Here is a 17924-nt window from a genome sequence, read left to right as displayed (position 1 = left end):
CAATGAAGAATACGCATGAATAACCCTGCCCTACCTTCATCACACACGAGAAGACCCCAGCGACGAGGACTCGCTTTGGTGCTCGTGCTCACATCCATCTCGCTCTGCTTGATTCTGATGGTCGCTCTCTTGAGCATCAGTCAAACAGAACTCAAGTCCACCGCCGCTTCTGCTAGAGGAGCATCCGCACGTTTGCACGCCGACTCAGCGATCAGCATGGTCATCGGCCAGATCCAAACCGCAACGCACCAGGATGCAGATGTCGCAGGCTTTGAAACCTGGGCGTCTCAGCCAGGAATGGTGCGGCAATATGAAGAGAACGGCAGTCTGCTTAAAGGTAACAAACTTTACTCGGACCGTAACATGGTCGCCAAAACTGAAGCGGAGATCATCAACGACACGCCACCAGCGGACTGGAATGAACGCACCGATCAATATGTGGACATGAACGAGCCTGTGGCTAGGCGAGACATTACCAATCCAGAGGCACCGCCGCGTTGGTTCTTTCCAATCATCGACCCACGAGCTTATTGTACGCAAGCCGACAAATCCGTGGAGGGCTTTTCCTATTCCCAACACCTCAATGGATCTTCTGGGAATGTTCTCAATGGGGTGGTTTTACCCGGTGCGGATGAGCCAGATCAACAGCGTCTGCCCATGCCTGTCGAATGGCTTTATGTCCTCCGCGATGGCACCATTGGCTATCTCGACGAGGCCAACAAGTTTGTGGGACCGAGCGGGATCGTAGCCAGCAGTCAAAATCCGATTGTGTCTCGTGTCGCTTTCTGGACGGATGATGAATCCTGCAAGATTAACATCAACACGGCTGCCGAAGGTACTTATTGGGATACTCCAAGGCTCTTCCATGACCGGGATGGTGACTGGGCACGATTCCAGCCCATGGCTTACGAATACCAGCGTTATCCTGGACACCCCGCCATGGTTTCCATGAGCACTGTCTTGTTTCCCAATGAAAACATGAATCCGCCACGTAGCGACACGGCTCAGTTCAAAAAAGCGCTCGACTTCAAAGAAGCTATTTACGATCTCATTCCTAAAATCCTTCCAGGCGGATCCAAAGCGGGGTCCGTGCTGGTGCCTGCGGGCAGGAGCTTTTCCCCGACGGACTTCAAAGAAGTACAACATGCGCTCAACGAGCGACTCTTCGCCTCTGTGGATGAATTTCTTCTTCGCCCCCAGGTTGGGCAAAACGGCGAGCGAGACGAGATCGATCTCGAAACTAGCGGTGCTTGGTCAGGCATGAGTCGTCCAGAGGTGGTCGAGAGATTACGCCCATTCCTAACGCCGCGCAGCCGATCGCCGGAACTCAATCCCTTCGGACGGCCTAAAATCGCGATGTGGCCCTTGCACGCGATCAATACCCCTCAGTATCGCACCGTCTTTGATCGAACCATCGCTTACTGTTCAACCCTCGCAGGCAAGCCTTATTACTTCACACGCAGGGATAGCACCGATCAAAGGGAGCTGACTAACATTGTGCGTAACAAGCAGTTATTCGACTATCTGATGGACCTCACGAGCCGTCCAATCCCCGGTTTTGCCACATCACAAAACGCCACCTTCGAATACAAATACGGAGATAACAGACAACAAATCCTCGTTGAGATCTTTGATTACATCCGCTCAACGAACCTCTGTGATGACAATATCATCGAAGCCTCGGTTGGAGATAGCCCCACCATTCCAGGTTTGCCTAATTCCCGCGAAATCGCTTATGCTGGCGATGGAGGTCTGGCTGGAAAGACATTTACACCAATGCGGAGTGCACAAGGCGGTAGCTATCCCGGTCATGGTGAAGTCACTCCGACGATTGTTTCAAAAGGCCGCGGCGAATACTATCGCGGTATGGGCCGCTTTTTCACGATCAGTGAAGCAGGTCTCCATTTCATCGCTACCGCGCAGGGAACAGAGCAGGCTGGCGGCATCTCGGCCACTAAGATTGTCCCCACTGTACCACCTCCCGAAGTCGATTACACGCCACCCACCTGGCGCGGAAACGGATGGGGAGAAAGCAACCGATGGTACTCGAATTTTCCCCCTCTGAGTGAAGAAAATCGGGATCCCAAAAAGGGCTTTTATAAAACCAAGTATCCGACCAAGCATCTACTCGAAGGACATGCAGGAGATGATGAAGAACATCCTGGTTACAACCCGATGAATTGGAACTGGACCCTCAATAAAGACACGCCACTCGAGGATGGTATGAAACGTGTCCAGGCCACCATTCTTCTGGAATGGTTCTCCCCCTCCGCAGGTTGGGCACGCATCAATCCCAACATCGCCATTGAGGTGGACACCAGCGATTTGAGAATCGGAGACAAACTCATGTTTCCCATGAATAATGGCAGACCCATTCTAGTACGCCCATTCAAACACATGAGTGCGGCCAATGGCGTGTATCGCCGTGGCGGCACCACCTCCTATCGAGCTTTCCTCCAGGAGCGCAAGCTGCCCGCCGTAGCAGCCGGGGTCAATGGTTACACCGCTGGCAGCATCCTGCATGCCGATACAAACATTCCCGCTAATTCCAGCGATTACCCTTATCGTTCAGGCAAGGTGGATTATTCGTATTACGATAATCGGTCGTCTATCCTACAGGAATGCAATCAGTACAATCTGGTGAGCGATTTCTTTGACGTGCCCGGCGGTGATTTGGGCAAGATCGATTTCAAAGGCGGGAATCTGATCGTGAAGATCGTGACCAATACAGCTAGGCCGACTGTTCTTCAGACGTTTACTTTCAAATTCCCCGGTGCTAAAATCCCATCACCGATCCTGGCCACCAAGAACTCGGACACGGCGTGGACTCGTGAAAACAATGGCACGTGGCGGGTAGATCAACCAGTACCCGCACCTTACTGGTGGGCCTTTCACTCGGATGGAGCTCTAGGCCGCGATGTGGATGGCAAGATCACTAAAATTGCCGCTGATCCAGCTTCTCGAATGGGCGGACGTTTTCGCTACATTGGCAATGAGATCGGAAACTACCGAAACGGCGTTTTCCGGCGTGGAAATCTGGCAATTGATGACGATACCATACAATCCATGGTGCTGCGCCACGGAGATCCTCGCCTCACCATGGGACAGTATAATGTCCCTGACACAGAGTTTGTTAAGCATCGTCTCTACGCTCAGCAGCGCATGGCTCATAACATCGTGTTACGGCACTGGAGTGAAGGTCCCGGGCTAGACCAGGGAGAAGATAAAAAGGGCTGGCGTCTGGTCAAAGATGCCAACTATTACAGCTCATTCCTCCCTGACCATCCCTACACAGCCGCCACCGGTGCCGGGCTTCAGAAGTATGGCGATTTTGACCGTGGTATTGCCAACCAAACGGATGGTGCCTACATCAACAAACCAGATGAAGGCAATAGCTACAGCATCATCAATCCAGACAATGATGAGCAACTGGTGCCGTACTTCTCCCGCTCCTGGGAATCCTGGCAAGGAGGCTCCTCTTACTTTTCTCCCAATCGGCAAGTGGCTTCTCCAGGCATGTTTGGCTCACTCCCCACGGGAGTTCATGCCTCAGGCACAAGCCCGATCGGTAAACGGCGCGAGCCATGGCGCACGCTTCTCTTCCGGCCGCAAAGCTGGAGTACCAAACGGGGCCAGCGAGCTCACATTGGAGCTCCTACCTATCTCAAAGGTTACGGCAGAAGTAGCAGGGGATTATCGATTCAAGGCAATGATCCTGCCGACTATCTCTTGATGGACTTCTTCTGGATGCCTGTCGTAGAGCCGTATGCCATCAGCGCTCCCGCCTCCACCGCCGGAAAAATCAACATGAACTACAACATGGTGCCGTTCCGGCATATCCATCGCGCTACGGCCATGCATGCTCTCATGAAGAGCGAGGTTCTCACTGCAGTCTCCCATGATGATGCCAATATCTATCTTCGCCGTCCCGGAAGTCGGCCTGATGATCAAGGGGCCGAGACTTGGTTCTGGGGGGAGGGCAATGGCGTCTCAGGGAAGAAGTTCTGGCATCGCAAAATCGATATCGATGCCACGCTCAAACTCTTCGATGAGCGCTTCCAATCAGGCTTCGCTTTCATTTCACCAGCACAGATCTGCGAGATGTATCTACTGCCGAAAAAGGCTGATGCCAGCGACACCCAGGTGCCGGATCAGTGGCCCAATAACGTCACCGACCTCATCAAAACCGGTAATCCAAATGGCATCCACAAGTTCTGGGAGGATCATGCCGTCACGGGAGAAAACCTGCGTGAGCGCCCCTACACCAACCTCTACCCACGCCTAACAACACGTTCAAATACCTATCAGGTCTTCGTGCGATCCCAGGTCATTCAGAAGGCAAGGTCATCTGCCTCTGACTCCTTTGATTCTGAGAAGGACCAAATCGGGGCAGAATACCGCGGGTCGGTGATCATCGAGCGCTACCTGGATCTTCAAGATCCCCAATTGGATTCTGCTCAAGGGCTCGATTTCGCCACGGGGAACCTTATGGCCAAACCACCTCTTGAGGACATGCATAAGTTCCGCGTCATCGCTCAAAAACGCTTTGACCCCTAATCCCATCTAAAACTCTTCACCTCACTCAGAAGTCATGAATCTTATATCTTTAAGACCTCACCCCCCATTTCTTCCTCCTCTCAAAAGAAAGGGGTTCTCTTTGGTGGAAGTCATGATGTCGCTAGGCATCGCAGCGCTCGGGTTTGTCACGATGCTTGGGCTTTTGCCCCAGGGATTACAACTCTCTCGCAGCGCCGCTGAGATCTCCGCAGAATCGCGAATCAATCAAAAGCTATCAGGAGAACTGCTGACGGCATCCTGGGGGCAACTGAACTGGAGCGGTTACGGTCCCGTTCGTTATTTCAATGATCAAGGCATTGAGCTCTCACAACAAGAGATCAAAGACAATCCAGGAGCCGAAATGGACGTTGCCTACGCAGCTTCCGTTCGAATGCCTGACACTCCGATGGATTTCCGTCTCCCCTCAGGTTCCACAGCGACCAATCAGCCGAGCGATTATCTGAGACGGATGCAGATCTGCATCGTCGCTAATCCCACCACTAATTTTGATTTCAGCTCCGTATCCGAGCGGCGCGTCCGCACTCATACCATCATCCTGGCTAAGATTGATGGCTAACCTAACAACCTCTTATGAAGACACCCCGATTTATTCCCCCACTCATTCCGCGTGTTGGTTTCACCCTGGTGGAGCTACTCGTGTCGATGGTGGTATTGACCATCATCATGCTTATGTCAGCGCGGTTCATCGGTCAGATGCAGCGCACCTGGTCCGCTAGCAGTGCTCGTCTGGAGCAGTTTCGTGAAGCCCGCACCGCTTTCGAGACCATCACGCAAGCTCTTCGGCAAGCGACGCTCAATACTTACCTAACCTATGAGTATAACACGGGTCCCAATCCTACTGTTCCTTCGTCGAAAGACGAGGCTCCGAGAAAATACGTCCGCCATTCAGAGCTGCAATTCGTTACAGGCCGAGCGGCAGACCTTCTCGGCAGCGAGTCCCCTGAGTTGATGAAAAACCATGCAGTTTTCCTCCAAGCTCCCATGGGGATAACCGCACGGCCAGGCTACGAAGGCCTCCAGCGCCTGCTCTGCGGTCGTGGTTATTTCATCAAACATGGCAGTGACGAGACGTATCGGCCTCAGCATGTCAGCACAGAACGAGTGCGTTTCCGTCTATGGGAGTATCGCCCATTTTCCGAGATGAATGAGATCTACTCCGTCAATCCAGGCGGATGGTTTTCTAACATTACTTCGGACACGGTTGAAGCAGATGAAACGGTGGAGCGTCCTTCACAACTTCGCCCCATAGCGGAGAACATCGTTGCTTTGATCATCTCTCCACAGGTCACAGCGGAAGATGCTCGGGAACGCAATTCCGATAAAACCTGGATCGCCCCGAATTATGCCTATGACTCCACCACGATCTCCGGCGAAAGTGTGCAAAATCCTCAAGGTACGCAGCACCTTCTCCCTCCCGTGATCGTTGTCACACTAGTCGCGATTGATGAAGCTTCGGCACAAAAACTTGCAGATCGTCACGGCGATGCAGTTCCTGATCTGATTCCTGACGGTAGCTTTGAATCCTGCGACGACTTCGCTCAAGATCTGGCAGCCTTAGAAGCCAATCTGGCCAAGCAAAAGCTCAACTACCGAGTCTTCACCGCCGCAGTGCCCATGCGAAACTCCAAGTGGAATCAGATGTATCGATAACTTTGCCCCCCTAACCATTACCATGAAAATGAAACCGCAAATTCCATCACGGCAGATGCTCGCTGCCGCATTCACTCTTCTGGAGGTCATGGTCGTCGTGGTGATCTTATCTCTACTCCTCGCTCTGCTGACGCCCCCGCTCATCAGCGTCATGGAATCAAATCGGCTGACCCAGAGCGGCCAGAGTTTGCTCTTCCGCGTTTCCATGGCTCAGCAGCTTGCGCTTACGGAAAACCGACCCGTCGAAATGCGCTTCTTTAACTATGCCGATGATAATGGTGTAAAAGGTTTCCATGCAGCTCAGTTGTTTTTCTTTGATGAAACCGACAACGTTCTTAATGCCATCGAAAGCCCGTTATACTTCAATCAAGGCGTCATGATTTCAGACAGCGCCATTTCCCCACTGATTGCTTCGTCCTCCGAGAAGGGCTCCAGTGAAAGTCTCCCCGCAGAGAGGGAGCCCTTCAAATCCCGTTCTGCCACTTACAAGAAAATCGTCTTCTATCCCAACGGCTCCACCAGCATCAATCTGCCTCTCCGTGATGCCTATGCGACACTATGCTCTACACGCGCCACCGTCGCAGATGCCTCGTCGCCCCCGCAGAACTATTACACCATTCAGATTGATCCGGTCAATGGCAATGCCAAGAGCTACCGCCCACAATGAGATGGTCAGCTCATGACTAGATCTGAGATTCTCTCAGGAGGTAGGAACGTTTTTTTCCCCCAAGGCCATCCGCCCTAGAGCCAGGGAACCGAGCAAACCTGAACGCCCGCCCAGGCCGGGTGAGGTCAAAAACTTCTGGATGTCCTCACTCAACTCAGGAGCGGCTACATAGCCATTCAAGTGGTGCATCAGTTTTCCTTGAACCAGAGGGATGAGATGGGGTTGCTGCATCACCCCCCCCCCTAGAATGATCCGCTTGGGAGAGAGTGTCAGCGTGAGATTCATCAGGGCATAGCCCATAACGTCCGCCACCTCTTCCCATGCAGGATGATCGGGAGGCAATGCATCGGCTTTGACTCCCCAACGTTTCGCGATGGAGGGACCACAAACATAGCCTTCCACACAGCTTTTGTGGTAAGGGCACTGGCCCTCGCGTTGAATCGCCAAACTGTTGTGAGGAGGCGGAACGATGAGGTGACCGATCTCAGGATGAAGCAGACCGTGGAGCAATTGGCCATTGACCAACACACCGCCGCCAACCCCTGTGCCGACAGTGATATAAATCAGTGGGTCTTTCCCCTGCCCTGCTCCCCAGAGATATTCGGCGAGGACAGCTGCATTCACATCGGTATCAAAGCCCACCGGCACTTTGAATCGGTTCCTGAAAAAGCCCACCACATCGGTCTGATGCCAATGCGGTTTCGGAGTCGTGGTAATGTAACCGTAGGTATCACTCTCCTTATTCAAGTCCACAGGACCAAACGTGCCGATTCCAATGGCTGCGATTGGCCCATGCTCCACCTTCATCTTGGAAATCCAGTGACTGACATTCTCCAGCGTCTCCTGGGGCGTCGTCGTCTCGATACGCGTCGTCGCTAACAGATGATGGGGGTCACTACCGATCCCACAGACAAACTTCGTGCCACCACCCTCGATGGCGACGATTAAAGGAGATTGTTCACTCATGAGTTACGCACAGCAATCGAGTCCCGAATGCCCAGGCTCGCATAGATTTCCCGGGTGGCTTGGGACTTATTCAAAGTATAAAAGTGGATGCCGTCCACGCCATGCTCCAGCAGGTCACGGCACTGCTCGGTGGCGTAGTGGACGCCCACACGCTGCACGGCTTCTTCATCACCATTGCAGCGCTGAATCGCCCGCATCAGCTTTGCAGGATAGCGGGCACCGGCAGCTAGCTCCGCCATCCGGCGCATTCCGCCGGCGCTGGTGATTGGCATAATGCCCGCGATGATCGGCACATGAATACCTGCAATACGGCAGCGATCGCGGAAATCGAGGAAGTCGTGATTGTCGAAAAAGAGCTGCGTGCAGATGTAATCTGCCCCTGCATCCACTTTGGCTTTCAGATAATCCATTTCCAACATTCGATTCGGAGTGCTTGGGTGGCCCTCTGGAAAACCAGCCACACCGATACCAAAGCCCCGCCGGTCAGGATGTGAGTGAGAGTTATTGAACTTCGTAATGAAGCTCACCAGATCCGCCGCGTGCTGAAAAGCATCGTTCTTCCGGTTATATCCTTCCAAATTCCGTGGAGGATCACCACCCAAAGCTAGTATGTTGCTCACTCCAGCTTCTGCATAGCGCTCCAGGATAGCGGCGATATCCGCCTCACTGTGGCACACGCACGTCAGATGTGGCACCGGGTCCAGCGTCGTCTCCTTTTTGATCCTCACCACGAGGTCATGAGTCAACTCGCGTGTGCTACCACCTGCGCCATAGGTTACGCTGACAAAGGATGGCTTGAAGGATTCCAGGTCCGTGATGGTTTCAAAAAGCGCCTCAGAGGCCTCAGCCGTCTTTGCGGGGAAAAACTCAAACGAAAGCGTCGGGCGCTGAGCGGCAAGGATATCGGCAATGTGCATTGAGTTGGGGAAGTGGGAGTCGCCCCATACAAGGCAGGAGAAGCGCCTGAGCAAGTCATAGAATCTTCATAAGCCCAATCCTTTCACCTGCCACTGTGTCTTGACGCTACCGCCTACAGCCTCCATGATCCACCTACTCATGGCCATCACCGTCGCCATTCTCGCTGTCCTCGGCGTGCTTCTGATGATCTTGGAGACCTTCGTCCCCGGCATGGTGGCGGGTATCCTCGGAGCTCTCTGCGTCTTGGCCAGTGTTGCCCTCATCATGTTGGCCGACGACTTTGCTACTTGGCCCGGCTGGCTACGTGCCACCACGGCTTGCGCCATCATCGTCGGCAGCATTGTCCTTCAGCTCGTCTGGTTGCGTTACTTTGCCGTGAAGTTCTGGCATCGCACGTTTACCCTTCAAGCCAGCGTGCCGCCGCCAGATCAGCCTCAGTTCCTGCCTGCGGGTACAGAGGGCGTCGCACTCACGGAATTGCGCCCCCTCGGCCGAGCAGACTTTCAGGGCATGCGCCGCGAGGTGCGTTGCGAGGATGGCTTTGCCCCCCAGGGCTCACGCCTCCGCGTCACCGGTTCAGAGCCTGGCAATCTGATTGTTCGCCTTATTCCCACCACCCAACCCACGTCCTAGACACCGCTTATGCCAAACCTACAGCTACTCCTCGTCGGCGGCGCCATCATCGTTGGCCTCATCGTTTTCCTCATCATTGCGAAGTTCTTTAACATCTGGCTCCGCGCTCGCATCGCCAATGCGCCCGTCAGCATCGTTAACCTCCTGGCGATGTATCTGCGCGGCGTGCCCAATGCCCTCATCGTGGATACCCGCATCACGGCTGCCAAGGCCGGCATCAACATCACCACAGACCAGCTTGAAGCCCACTACCTTGCTGGCGGAGAGGTCACCCACGTCGTCCTCTCCCTGATCGCAGCAGATAAGGCCGGTATCCCGCTCGACTTCAAGCGTGCCTGCGCCATTGACCTCGCCTGTAAAGGCACATCCAAGACCGTTCTCGAAGCCGTCCGCACCAGTATCAACCCCAAGGTGATCGACTGCCCGCATCCTGACATGGGCCGGGGAGGTAAGATTGATGCTGTGGCGAAAGACGGCATCTCCCTCCGTGTCCGCGCCCGAGTCACTGTCCGCACCAATCTGGACCGATTCATCGGCGGTGCCACCGAGGAAACCGTCATCGCTCGTGTCGGCGAAGGCATCGTCAGCAGCATCGGTTCCTCCCCCTCTTATAAAGCCGTTCTGGAAAACCCCGATAGCATCTCTAAGCTCGTCCTTCACAAAGGCGTGGATGCTGGTACTGCTTTCGAGATCCTCTCCATCGACATCGCCGACATCGACGTGGGTGAAAACGTCGGTGCCAAACTTCAGGCTGAGCAGGCCGAAACCGATAAAAAGATCGCCCAAGCCAATGCCGAAGTGCGCCGTGCCGCCGCCGTCGCCGTCGAGCAGGAAATGTCGGCTCGCACACAAGAAATGCGCGCCAAAGTGGTGGAATCCGAAGCCGAAATCCCCATGGCCATTGCCGAAGCTTTCCGCAACGGTAACCTCGGCATCATGGACTTTGCCCGCTACAAAAACATCACTGCCGATACGGATATGCGGGCCAAGATTGCTGGGCAGGAAAATGGGGCTGGGCAGTGACGGCAACCGTTTTCCCCTCTGACTTGACCATTTAAGCGCCTCTCCTGAACGTCAGCGGCGCTCAAATAGTATAATTCATAACAGGCCTAGTTTTACGGGCTAAGAGGCTGTTCACCCCATCAAGGGAAGACGAGCATCACATCACCTCATAGCTGTTTGGAAGATTCGCGACATACTTTTCATGACCGTCATACGCAAAAGAAGATGCTGCTCAAAAAACTCGGAATGATGTAAAAGCATCTGCTCCCGCAATGATCAAGATTCATCGTAAAACGACAACATCGCTTCTCTATGTTTCGTCGCCTTTTAAGCCTGTTGGCAGGCACTTCAGAAAACAAGGACTCCCCACCTAAAGAAGGCGAAATTCCGCCCCATTTCCCGCAGGTCTCAAGTGAGTATCAGATGACAGAAGCGTGGTGGGTCACCCTGCCAAATGAATTCGCCAAACGGTATGAGGAGGGAGATTTTGGGACTGATCTCGTTTTGTGGAGAAAAGGCCTCACGTGCTGGACCACCGTTTATGGCATGAAAGCTGGTGAGACTCCCGCGTCCACGCTAGCTTGGCTCAAAAAAGGTCCCTCGGAACGAATCGTTCAGACTTTTGAGCACACGGATTCCACGACGCTTCGATACGCGTACTTAATTCGCGAAAGTGCAGAAGAGGGGCAGCCGCCTCGATGGGCTCTTTACAGTTTCGTTGTGGGTAAGAGCGGCCATATTCTCATGGCGATCTACTTCGATCAAGAATCAGATCTCAAAGTGGCCCGGAAGATTTGGCTAAGTATCACTGAAAAGCAGTAAGAGGCAGTTGCGAGTTCTATCACGCAGCCCGCCTCGCCCTCCTGCCTGGCTCCCCATCGTTAAGCAGGCAGGCGGAACACGGTCACAGCGTCTTCATAGAGGCCGGTCTGGTGAGTCACTCCATCGTGAGTGAATTCTTTGAAGGAAGCCACGATCTCGAAGCCGCGTTTTTTCAATAGTTCGAGCATAGCTTCATGGGTGAGGTTACTGCGCCAGCCGCCCAGACTGCCGCCCAGGGTGCCGTGATGGATGATGCCGACAGCGCCGGGTTTGAAGACGCGCTTAAACTCATCCGCATAACGCTCCACTTCGGCCTGGTTGATGTGCACAAACACATCGAAGCTCCACAGGGCATCCAGGCTGCGATCCGCCACACCGGCCAAATCGTGACCGGAGCCGACGATGAACTTCGCCTTGCCCGTGCCAGCAAATTTTTCGGTGCAGACCTCCACGCAGGAGGCGGAGATATCCACGCCGAGCAGGCTATCCGCACGCTGGATGAGTTCGCCCGTCCAGCGGCCACCACCAGGGCCGATCTCCAGGAAATGCCCGCCCTGTGGGAGATAGCCACGGAGGATATGCTCAATGATGGCGGTCTTCCAGGCTTCGTTCGGCGTCCATTCTTCACCGCCGGCTTGCCAGTCCCAGGCTTCCCAGATGGCTTTGTTCAGCGCACGACTATTCATGCCTGGCACACCGTCCTTGCGGCGGATATGATCCATCAGCTTGAAGGCTTTGGAGCCCAAAGCACTAGCGGCGTAGTAGGTGGCGAAGGCACCACACCACACGGGTCCGTTTTCCTTGAGGATAAGCGCAGCGAGGCTCAGTTTCTTACCCAGGGTGATGTGACGGCGATTGTCTACGATGTCCTTCATGTGGTGTGATGCGCCTGTTTCGCACGGTTGCTACGTAAGTCAACGCAGGATCAACCGCCCTGCACAGGTGGCATTACGGCCACCTCGCAGTTTTCATGCAAAGGTTGAGTCCGTTTTACATAAGTTTGATCCATTGCCACCAGGAGACTCGAGTCCCATTCCCGCAGGGCTGGCCAGCGCTCGTAGAGGGCGTGCAATAATTTCGTCACATCAGCTCCAGGCTCGATGGCCCAGGTTATTTCGTCGGTCCCGGTGATGTCTCGCAGCACGGAAAAAAACAACAGGCGCACGGTCATGGCTTCAGAATGCCGATGCAGGGGATATTACGAAAACGGCCTTGATAATCCATGCCGTAGCCGACGACGAATTCGTCCGCGATTTCAAAGCCGCAGTAGTCCAGCGGCACATCATGCTCACGCGGCCGCTTTTTATCCAAAAGCACCGCGGTTCGCAGAGACGCAGGCTTCTCGCTGAGCAGGCGCTCGCGCAAGGCCTTCAGAGTGAGCCCGGTATCCAGGATGTCGTCCAACAATAGAATGTCTTGCCCAGCGAACTCCACCCCGGCAGGCCAGTTGATTTTCACCTGCCCGCTGGACTCCATACCACCGTGATAACTGCTGGCGCCGAGGGTGACGAGACGGATGGGCAGATCAATCTGACGCAGAAGATCTGACACGAAGAAAAGAGCGCCATCCATGAGCACCACCACGGTGATGACCTTGCCCGAGTAATCCCGCTCGATCTCATGCGCCATCTCGGTAACGCGGGCGCGGATGGATTCCGCGCTGAGCAGGACGCGGTGCAGATCGCTCAAGACTCCGGTAATGGCAGACATAGGGAACAAGAATACCTCATAAAGGCGCAAACATCGGATTGCCGCAATGGCTTGAAGCACGTTTCTTGTGACAACCATGCTCGACTTTCCACCGACCAATCTGCGAGACCTGCGGGTGAGCTACGATCTGGATGCCCTGACCGAAGACACCGCGCCCACCGATCCCCATGTACTTTTCAATCTCTGGCTGCAGGATGCACTCGCTCACAAACTGCCGGAACCGAACGCGATGACGCTCTCCACAGTCGGTTCCGATGGCGCGCCGAACAGCCGTGTGGTGCTGCTGAAGGGGCTGGATGAACGTGGCTTCCATTTCTTCACCAACTACGATAGCCGCAAAGGCCGGGACATTGCCGCAGACCCCCGCGCTGCTCTAACCTTCCTATGGACGGATCGCCATCATCAGGTGAACGTGCGAGGCAGCATCACCAAACTGCCCCGAGAGGATGCAGAGAGCTACTTCACTTCACGTCCCGCTGGCCATCAGATCGGTGCCTGGGTCTCGGAGCAAAGCCGCGTCATCCCTGGCCGTGAGTGGCTCGAATCCCGTGAAGTGGAGCTCCGTGCTCAATTTGGCGACGGCCCGATCCCCTGCCCTCCAAACTGGGGCGGTTACACTCTACTGGCCCAGGAGATTGAGTTCTGGCAAGGACGTGTGAGCCGCCTGCACGATAGATTGCGCTACACGCGTGCCGAGGCTGGCTGGAAGATTGAGCGCTTGAGTCCGTGAACGGGTTCTAAGTGGAGTCTTTATATAACGCCTTCGCAGTTGCAGAGGTCGTGCAAATTCGTTTCCTGGCCGGATGACGGTTTCCCCCCATCCAGTCACACGCTTTCGATTCATTGCATTCAGATTCCTATGCCTTTTGGGCGTTGGGGCCTTGGTGCTGAGTTCTCACGCAGCGACGTTTTATTGGGACGCCGATCCTGGCACCCTGTCCAACCAAAACGGCAGTGGCACGTGGATCTCGGGGGGCACATCCGCCACTGCCAACTGGACCGCCAGTGCGGGGGCGTCCACCAATGCCTCATGGGTGAACGGAGCCAACAATGCCAACCTGGGCGGAACCAGTGGCTACACCAACAATGGAACCGGGGGGACCTTGACGCTGGGGGAAAACATCACGCTGACGCGCATTGATAAAAGCAGCCAAACCACGGCTTACATCATTGAGCCTGGGGCTGGCAATTACACCATCACGTTGTCCGGTAGTAACCCTGGATTTGGCAACAACAACGCCAGTGCCGCAGCAGTCCTGACCATCAATGCGCAGGTCCTTGGGGGTAACCTCGAGTTCCTCAAATTTAACAACGGTGCCGTCATCCTGAATGCCACCAATTCCTGGACGGGCGGCACCCGGATCACCGCCCACACCACCAGTGGCAGCACCAGTGTCTTACAGATCGGCACTGGCGGAACCACAGGCACCTTGGGCAGTGGCAATGTAACCTTCGCGACTACCGGCGCCTCCACCGGAGCCCAATCAGTACTGGCCTTCAATCGCAGTGATGTCGTGACCTTGAGTCAAAACCTGGTGAGCGGCGGTGTTGCAGATCCAAACAAAGGCATCCTTCGCCAACTCGGTAGCGGCACCTTGGTCGTCAGCGGTGCCAATACAGCTTTCACAGGCACGCTTGAAGTGCGGGCAGGCACCCTGCAGATCGGTGATGGCAGCACCAATGGCGCTGTGGCCACGGCCAGCGGGGCAGACATAAGCAGCGGTGCGACACTGCGCTTTGATCGGAGCGACGCGGTCACTTTTAATGTGCCCATCACGGGTGCAGGACGTGTGCTGAAAGCTAACGATAACACGCTCACCATGACGGGCACCGGAAGCACGCATACAGGCATCACGGAGATCGCCACCGGCGTGCTACAAATCGGCAACGACAACGCCCTCTCTACCGCAACAACTGTAGCCTTTATGGGCACGGGCATTCTCGACCTCAATGGCTTTGATCAAACGGTGAGCACCCTCACCGTTGCCAATGGCCTCACGGGCAGTGTCATTGGTGCCAGTGGCAGCACATTAACCGTGGGAGCCACGAATCTCACCATCGGTGGCACGGCCGTCAGCACCACCGCTTCGCTTGACCTCTCGGGCTTGCATGAATTCATCTTTAACGGCCCTGGACGAGTCCTCTCGGTGGGAGGCCAATTCTCCACTAACGACGGTGCTCAGACCGTCAGCAGTGGCACTCTGACGCTGGCGAAAAACAATACCATCCTCGCCAGTTCGGTGGATGTGAGTAACCTCAACGGTGGCGGTGGCAACCATGAGAACAGTGGCACACTTCTGCTTGGCCAAACCAATAGCATCACCGCCGCCACCTTCAATATCGGTGCCATCTTCAAGAACCAAGGATTTGTGCGTTTTTCCGATGGGATCGCGGACGGGACCGTCACCCTGAGGGGAACCAATGCGGCGCAGCGTATGGACATCCTGATCAGCAAGCATGACTCCAATGGGGTCATTGTGGATCAGAGTTACTTTGATAGCACAGGAGGCACGCTGGATGCGCTGGTGGGCACCTTGACTCTCGCCGTCAACAATGACCGCTTCCGCTCGGCCTTGGGTCGCTTCACCATGGGGGCGGGCACTCTGGATGCCACCACCATCATTTTGGGGCAACGCCTGAGCAGCGCCAACACGAGTGTCGGTAGCGGTGCCAGCCCCACCGGTGTCTTGGAACTCAATGGCGGCACCATCATTGCAGGCACATTGATCTTCGCGGACAAACAAGATGCCAATGATTTTGGCACGGTCACAGGCATCTTCAATTTCAACAGCGGCACCCTACGCACTCAGACCATCCGCGGCGGAGCCGGCAGCACGGCCGTCAGTCGCCTGCTCAAATGGAGTTCGGGCAGCATCGAAACCTATGACGCCAGCACGGACCTAATCATCAGTGACGTGACACTGACGCTCGAAGGCGCTGGCACTCGCATCTTCAACGTCGCCACAGATCGAACCATCACGCTCAACAGCCCGATCATCAATGGCACCACAGCACCAAGCGTCGCCTTTGTTAAACAAGGGACGGGAACGCTGCTGCTCGGAGGAACTGGCAGCACTCACACGGGCAGCATCAATCTTGAAGAAGGCATTCTGCGCACGAGTGTTAACGACGCCATCTCCGATGGGGCAACGATCAACTTCACCAACAGTGCCACCTTGGATCTTCAAGATCACAGCGATACGATCCGCGCTTTGAATGTGGCGAACAATGTCACGGCGACGGTCTTGGGAGCAGATGGAAGCCTGACCGTTAGCAACAGCCCGAACTGGGTCATCGGAGCCGGGATCGCGAACACAAGCACTGTTCTTGACCTCTCGGGACTCAGCGACTTCATCTTCAATAGCAGCACGGCGGACATCCAGTGGGGTTCACAAGGCAACTTCGCCAGCAACACTGTTGAGGTCTATCTTGCTAACCTCAACAACACGATCACGGCAAAATCCTTCGGCATCGCCAGCGTCGTCTCGGGATCCACATCAGGCCCCAATGTGGGTCGCGTTTATCTGGGCCAAGACAATCAAATCAACGCCAGCACCATCACTGTGGGCGACTTCAAGAGCACGACCGAGTTCACCTTTCAAGACGGCATCGCCAATGGCACCCTGACGCTCAGAGCCACCAATGGCACGGGTCGAGCAACGCTGTTGATCGGTCGAGGGCAAAGCGGGTCAGCACATACCAACGCTTCTATGGATGTGAGCGCCGGAAGTCTCGACGCCTTGATCAGCACACTCACCATCGGCCAGAATGATAACCGAGACACCCAAGCTTCCAACACTACGGCAAGCCTAACGGTGGGTGCCGGTATCCTCGACGCCACGACGATCATCTTGGGGGATCTTTCCAACAACTCGAGCAACAGTGCCTACACGGCCACAGGCACCTTGACCCTAGCCGGAACCGGGACCGTCAAAGCCAACACGATCACCCTGTCTCATCGTAGCAGCACGGGCAATGGTTTCTCCAACGGCATCTTCAACCTCAGTGGTGGCACCGTTCAAGCAAGCACCATCCAGCGCGGTTCGGCACCTAAAGGCACCTCCACTTTCAACTGGAATAGCGGCACGCTACAAAACTACGATGCATCCACGGACCTCTCCATCAGCGGGGTCGAACTTACCCTGAATGGCACTGGTTCACGGTCCTTCCATGTCACCGCAGGTCGCACGGCTACCGTCAATTCAAGCCTGGTGAATGGCACCGGGGTCGGGAGTGATGCTTTCTCCAAAACAGGCACCGGCACCCTGGCCTTGACTCAAGCCAGCACTTACAGCGGAGTCACCACAGTTCAGGAAGGCACCATGCTGGTAACCAATGCCACAGGCTCAGCGACTGGCGTGGGGAGTGTCCAAATCGACAATTCGGGTCTTCTCGCAGGCAATGGTCGCCTAGCCCCTGAAGGCAGCGCAGGAGTGACCAACCAAGGCACCCTTAAAGCTGGCTTGATCGACAGCACGGGTGCCAGTGGTCTCACCTTGGATCTCGGCAGCACAACTGGCGGCATCCAGTCTACAGGCACACTCTCGTTTGATCTCTTCACCAATGCCGGAGATAACACAGGCATTGCTTCATCTGCAGATCGCCTAACCATCACCCAAGCCACTGCAGGCGATATTTCACTCTCAGGCACCCTGGAGATCGGTCTCGGCAGCGGCAGTTCCCTCAACCCCGCGTCGAGTTTTGCGGAGGGGGATCGCTGGTTGTTGATCGACTGGAGTGGTCTAACTGGCGGCACTCCGAGTGTGAATTTCAGTCAAGTCGTGGCTCCCGAACTGACGCTATCAGGGAATCTGGCCTGGCATTATGAATTCGATACGAGTGGCCTCTATGCGGTGGTCATCGTGGCCGTTCCTGAGCCAGGGCGAATCATGCTGCTGGGGGTCGGTTTAGCCTCGCTCTTCCTTCGTCGGCGTCGGCTTAACGCAGATCGGAATCCGCTTGTGTGAAACTCCTGGGC

The 17924-nt window shown here is 55.3% G+C and carries 14 protein-coding genes; 9 read left to right on the top strand and 5 right to left on the bottom strand.

Features of this window, described 5'->3' with window-relative positions; genetic code table 11:
• The first annotated feature begins 15 nt into the window (after positions 1-15).
• Genes vccA through vccD form a run of 4 tightly spaced genes read left to right on the top strand, consistent with a single transcriptional unit; the run spans position 16 to position 6895 of the window.
• Positions 16-4557 carry a Verru_Chthon cassette protein A gene (vccA, locus tag B5D61_RS07305; RefSeq protein WP_078812681.1) on the top strand — a complete coding sequence of 1514 codons (4542 nt, stop codon included), beginning with the start codon at positions 16-18 and terminating at the stop codon, positions 4555-4557.
• 34 nt (positions 4558-4591) lie between these two features.
• Positions 4592-5134 (top strand): Verru_Chthon cassette protein B, encoded by a 543-nt coding sequence (vccB, locus tag B5D61_RS07300; RefSeq protein WP_078812680.1) that lies wholly within the window; start codon positions 4592-4594, stop codon positions 5132-5134.
• A 14-nt stretch (positions 5135-5148) separates the two neighbouring features.
• Positions 5149-6228, top strand: a complete 1080-nt coding sequence (gene vccC / locus B5D61_RS07295; protein ID WP_078812679.1) for a Verru_Chthon cassette protein C — start codon at positions 5149-5151, stop codon at positions 6226-6228.
• 22 nt (positions 6229-6250) lie between these two features.
• Positions 6251-6895, top strand: coding sequence for a Verru_Chthon cassette protein D (vccD, locus tag B5D61_RS07290; protein WP_078812678.1), 645 nt, complete (start codon positions 6251-6253; stop codon positions 6893-6895).
• A gap of 33 nt (positions 6896-6928) precedes the next feature.
• Here vccD and B5D61_RS07285 read toward each other — a convergent pair whose 3' ends face one another.
• Positions 6929-7861, bottom strand: a complete 933-nt coding sequence (locus B5D61_RS07285; RefSeq protein ID WP_078812677.1) for an ROK family protein — start codon at positions 7859-7861, stop codon at positions 6929-6931.
• The gene (metF, locus tag B5D61_RS07280) at positions 7858-8778 is read right to left on the bottom strand and encodes a methylenetetrahydrofolate reductase [NAD(P)H] (protein WP_078812676.1); all 921 of its coding nucleotides are present in this window, start codon (positions 8776-8778) and stop codon (positions 7858-7860) included. Before metF ends, B5D61_RS07285 begins: the two co-directional genes overlap by 4 nt.
• Before the next feature lie 124 nt (positions 8779-8902).
• Between metF and B5D61_RS07275 the strand changes: the two genes are divergently transcribed.
• The 3 genes from B5D61_RS07275 (at position 8903) to B5D61_RS07265 (ending at position 11236) form a co-directional block, all read left to right on the top strand.
• On the top strand, positions 8903-9412 hold the full coding sequence (locus B5D61_RS07275; RefSeq protein ID WP_078812675.1) for an NfeD family protein: 510 nt from the start codon (positions 8903-8905) through the stop codon (positions 9410-9412).
• 9 nt (positions 9413-9421) lie between these two features.
• Positions 9422-10435: a flotillin-like protein FloA gene (gene floA, locus B5D61_RS07270; protein ID WP_078812674.1), complete on the top strand. Its 1014-nt coding sequence runs from the start codon at positions 9422-9424 to the stop codon at positions 10433-10435.
• A gap of 291 nt (positions 10436-10726) precedes the next feature.
• On the top strand, positions 10727-11236 hold the full coding sequence (locus B5D61_RS07265; RefSeq protein WP_078812673.1) for a hypothetical protein: 510 nt from the start codon (positions 10727-10729) through the stop codon (positions 11234-11236).
• Positions 11237-11295: 59 nt separating this feature from the next.
• Here B5D61_RS07265 and B5D61_RS07260 read toward each other — a convergent pair whose 3' ends face one another.
• The 3 genes from B5D61_RS07260 to hpt are packed head-to-tail and all read right to left on the bottom strand — an operon-like array spanning position 11296 to position 12946.
• Positions 11296-12111 (bottom strand): class I SAM-dependent methyltransferase, encoded by an 816-nt coding sequence (locus B5D61_RS07260; protein ID WP_078812672.1) that lies wholly within the window; start codon positions 12109-12111, stop codon positions 11296-11298.
• Between the two features lie 50 nt (positions 12112-12161).
• Entirely contained in the window at positions 12162-12407 is a 246-nt protein-coding gene (locus tag B5D61_RS07255) for a MoaD/ThiS family protein (RefSeq protein WP_078812671.1), read from the bottom strand.
• Positions 12404-12946 carry a hypoxanthine phosphoribosyltransferase gene (hpt, locus tag B5D61_RS07250; RefSeq protein WP_176159272.1) on the bottom strand — a complete coding sequence of 181 codons (543 nt, stop codon included), beginning with the start codon at positions 12944-12946 and terminating at the stop codon, positions 12404-12406. The genes B5D61_RS07255 and hpt overlap by 4 nt, the downstream gene beginning before the upstream one ends.
• 76 nt (positions 12947-13022) lie before the next feature.
• Here hpt and pdxH point away from each other — a divergent pair, with 76 nt between their 5' ends.
• Entirely contained in the window at positions 13023-13676 is a 654-nt protein-coding gene (pdxH, locus tag B5D61_RS07245; protein WP_078812669.1) for a pyridoxamine 5'-phosphate oxidase, read from the top strand.
• 73 nt (positions 13677-13749) lie between these two features.
• Positions 13750-17913 (top strand): PEP-CTERM sorting domain-containing protein, encoded by a 4164-nt coding sequence (locus B5D61_RS07240; RefSeq protein WP_078812668.1) that lies wholly within the window; start codon positions 13750-13752, stop codon positions 17911-17913.
• Positions 17914-17924: the final 11 nt, after the last annotated feature.

The organism is Prosthecobacter debontii, assembly GCF_900167535.1.
GTDB classification, from domain to species: Bacteria; Verrucomicrobiota; Verrucomicrobiia; order Verrucomicrobiales; family Verrucomicrobiaceae; genus Prosthecobacter; species Prosthecobacter debontii.
The sequence above is the reverse complement of the archived record's forward strand: the minus strand, read 5'-3'. Positions and strand labels throughout refer to the sequence as shown.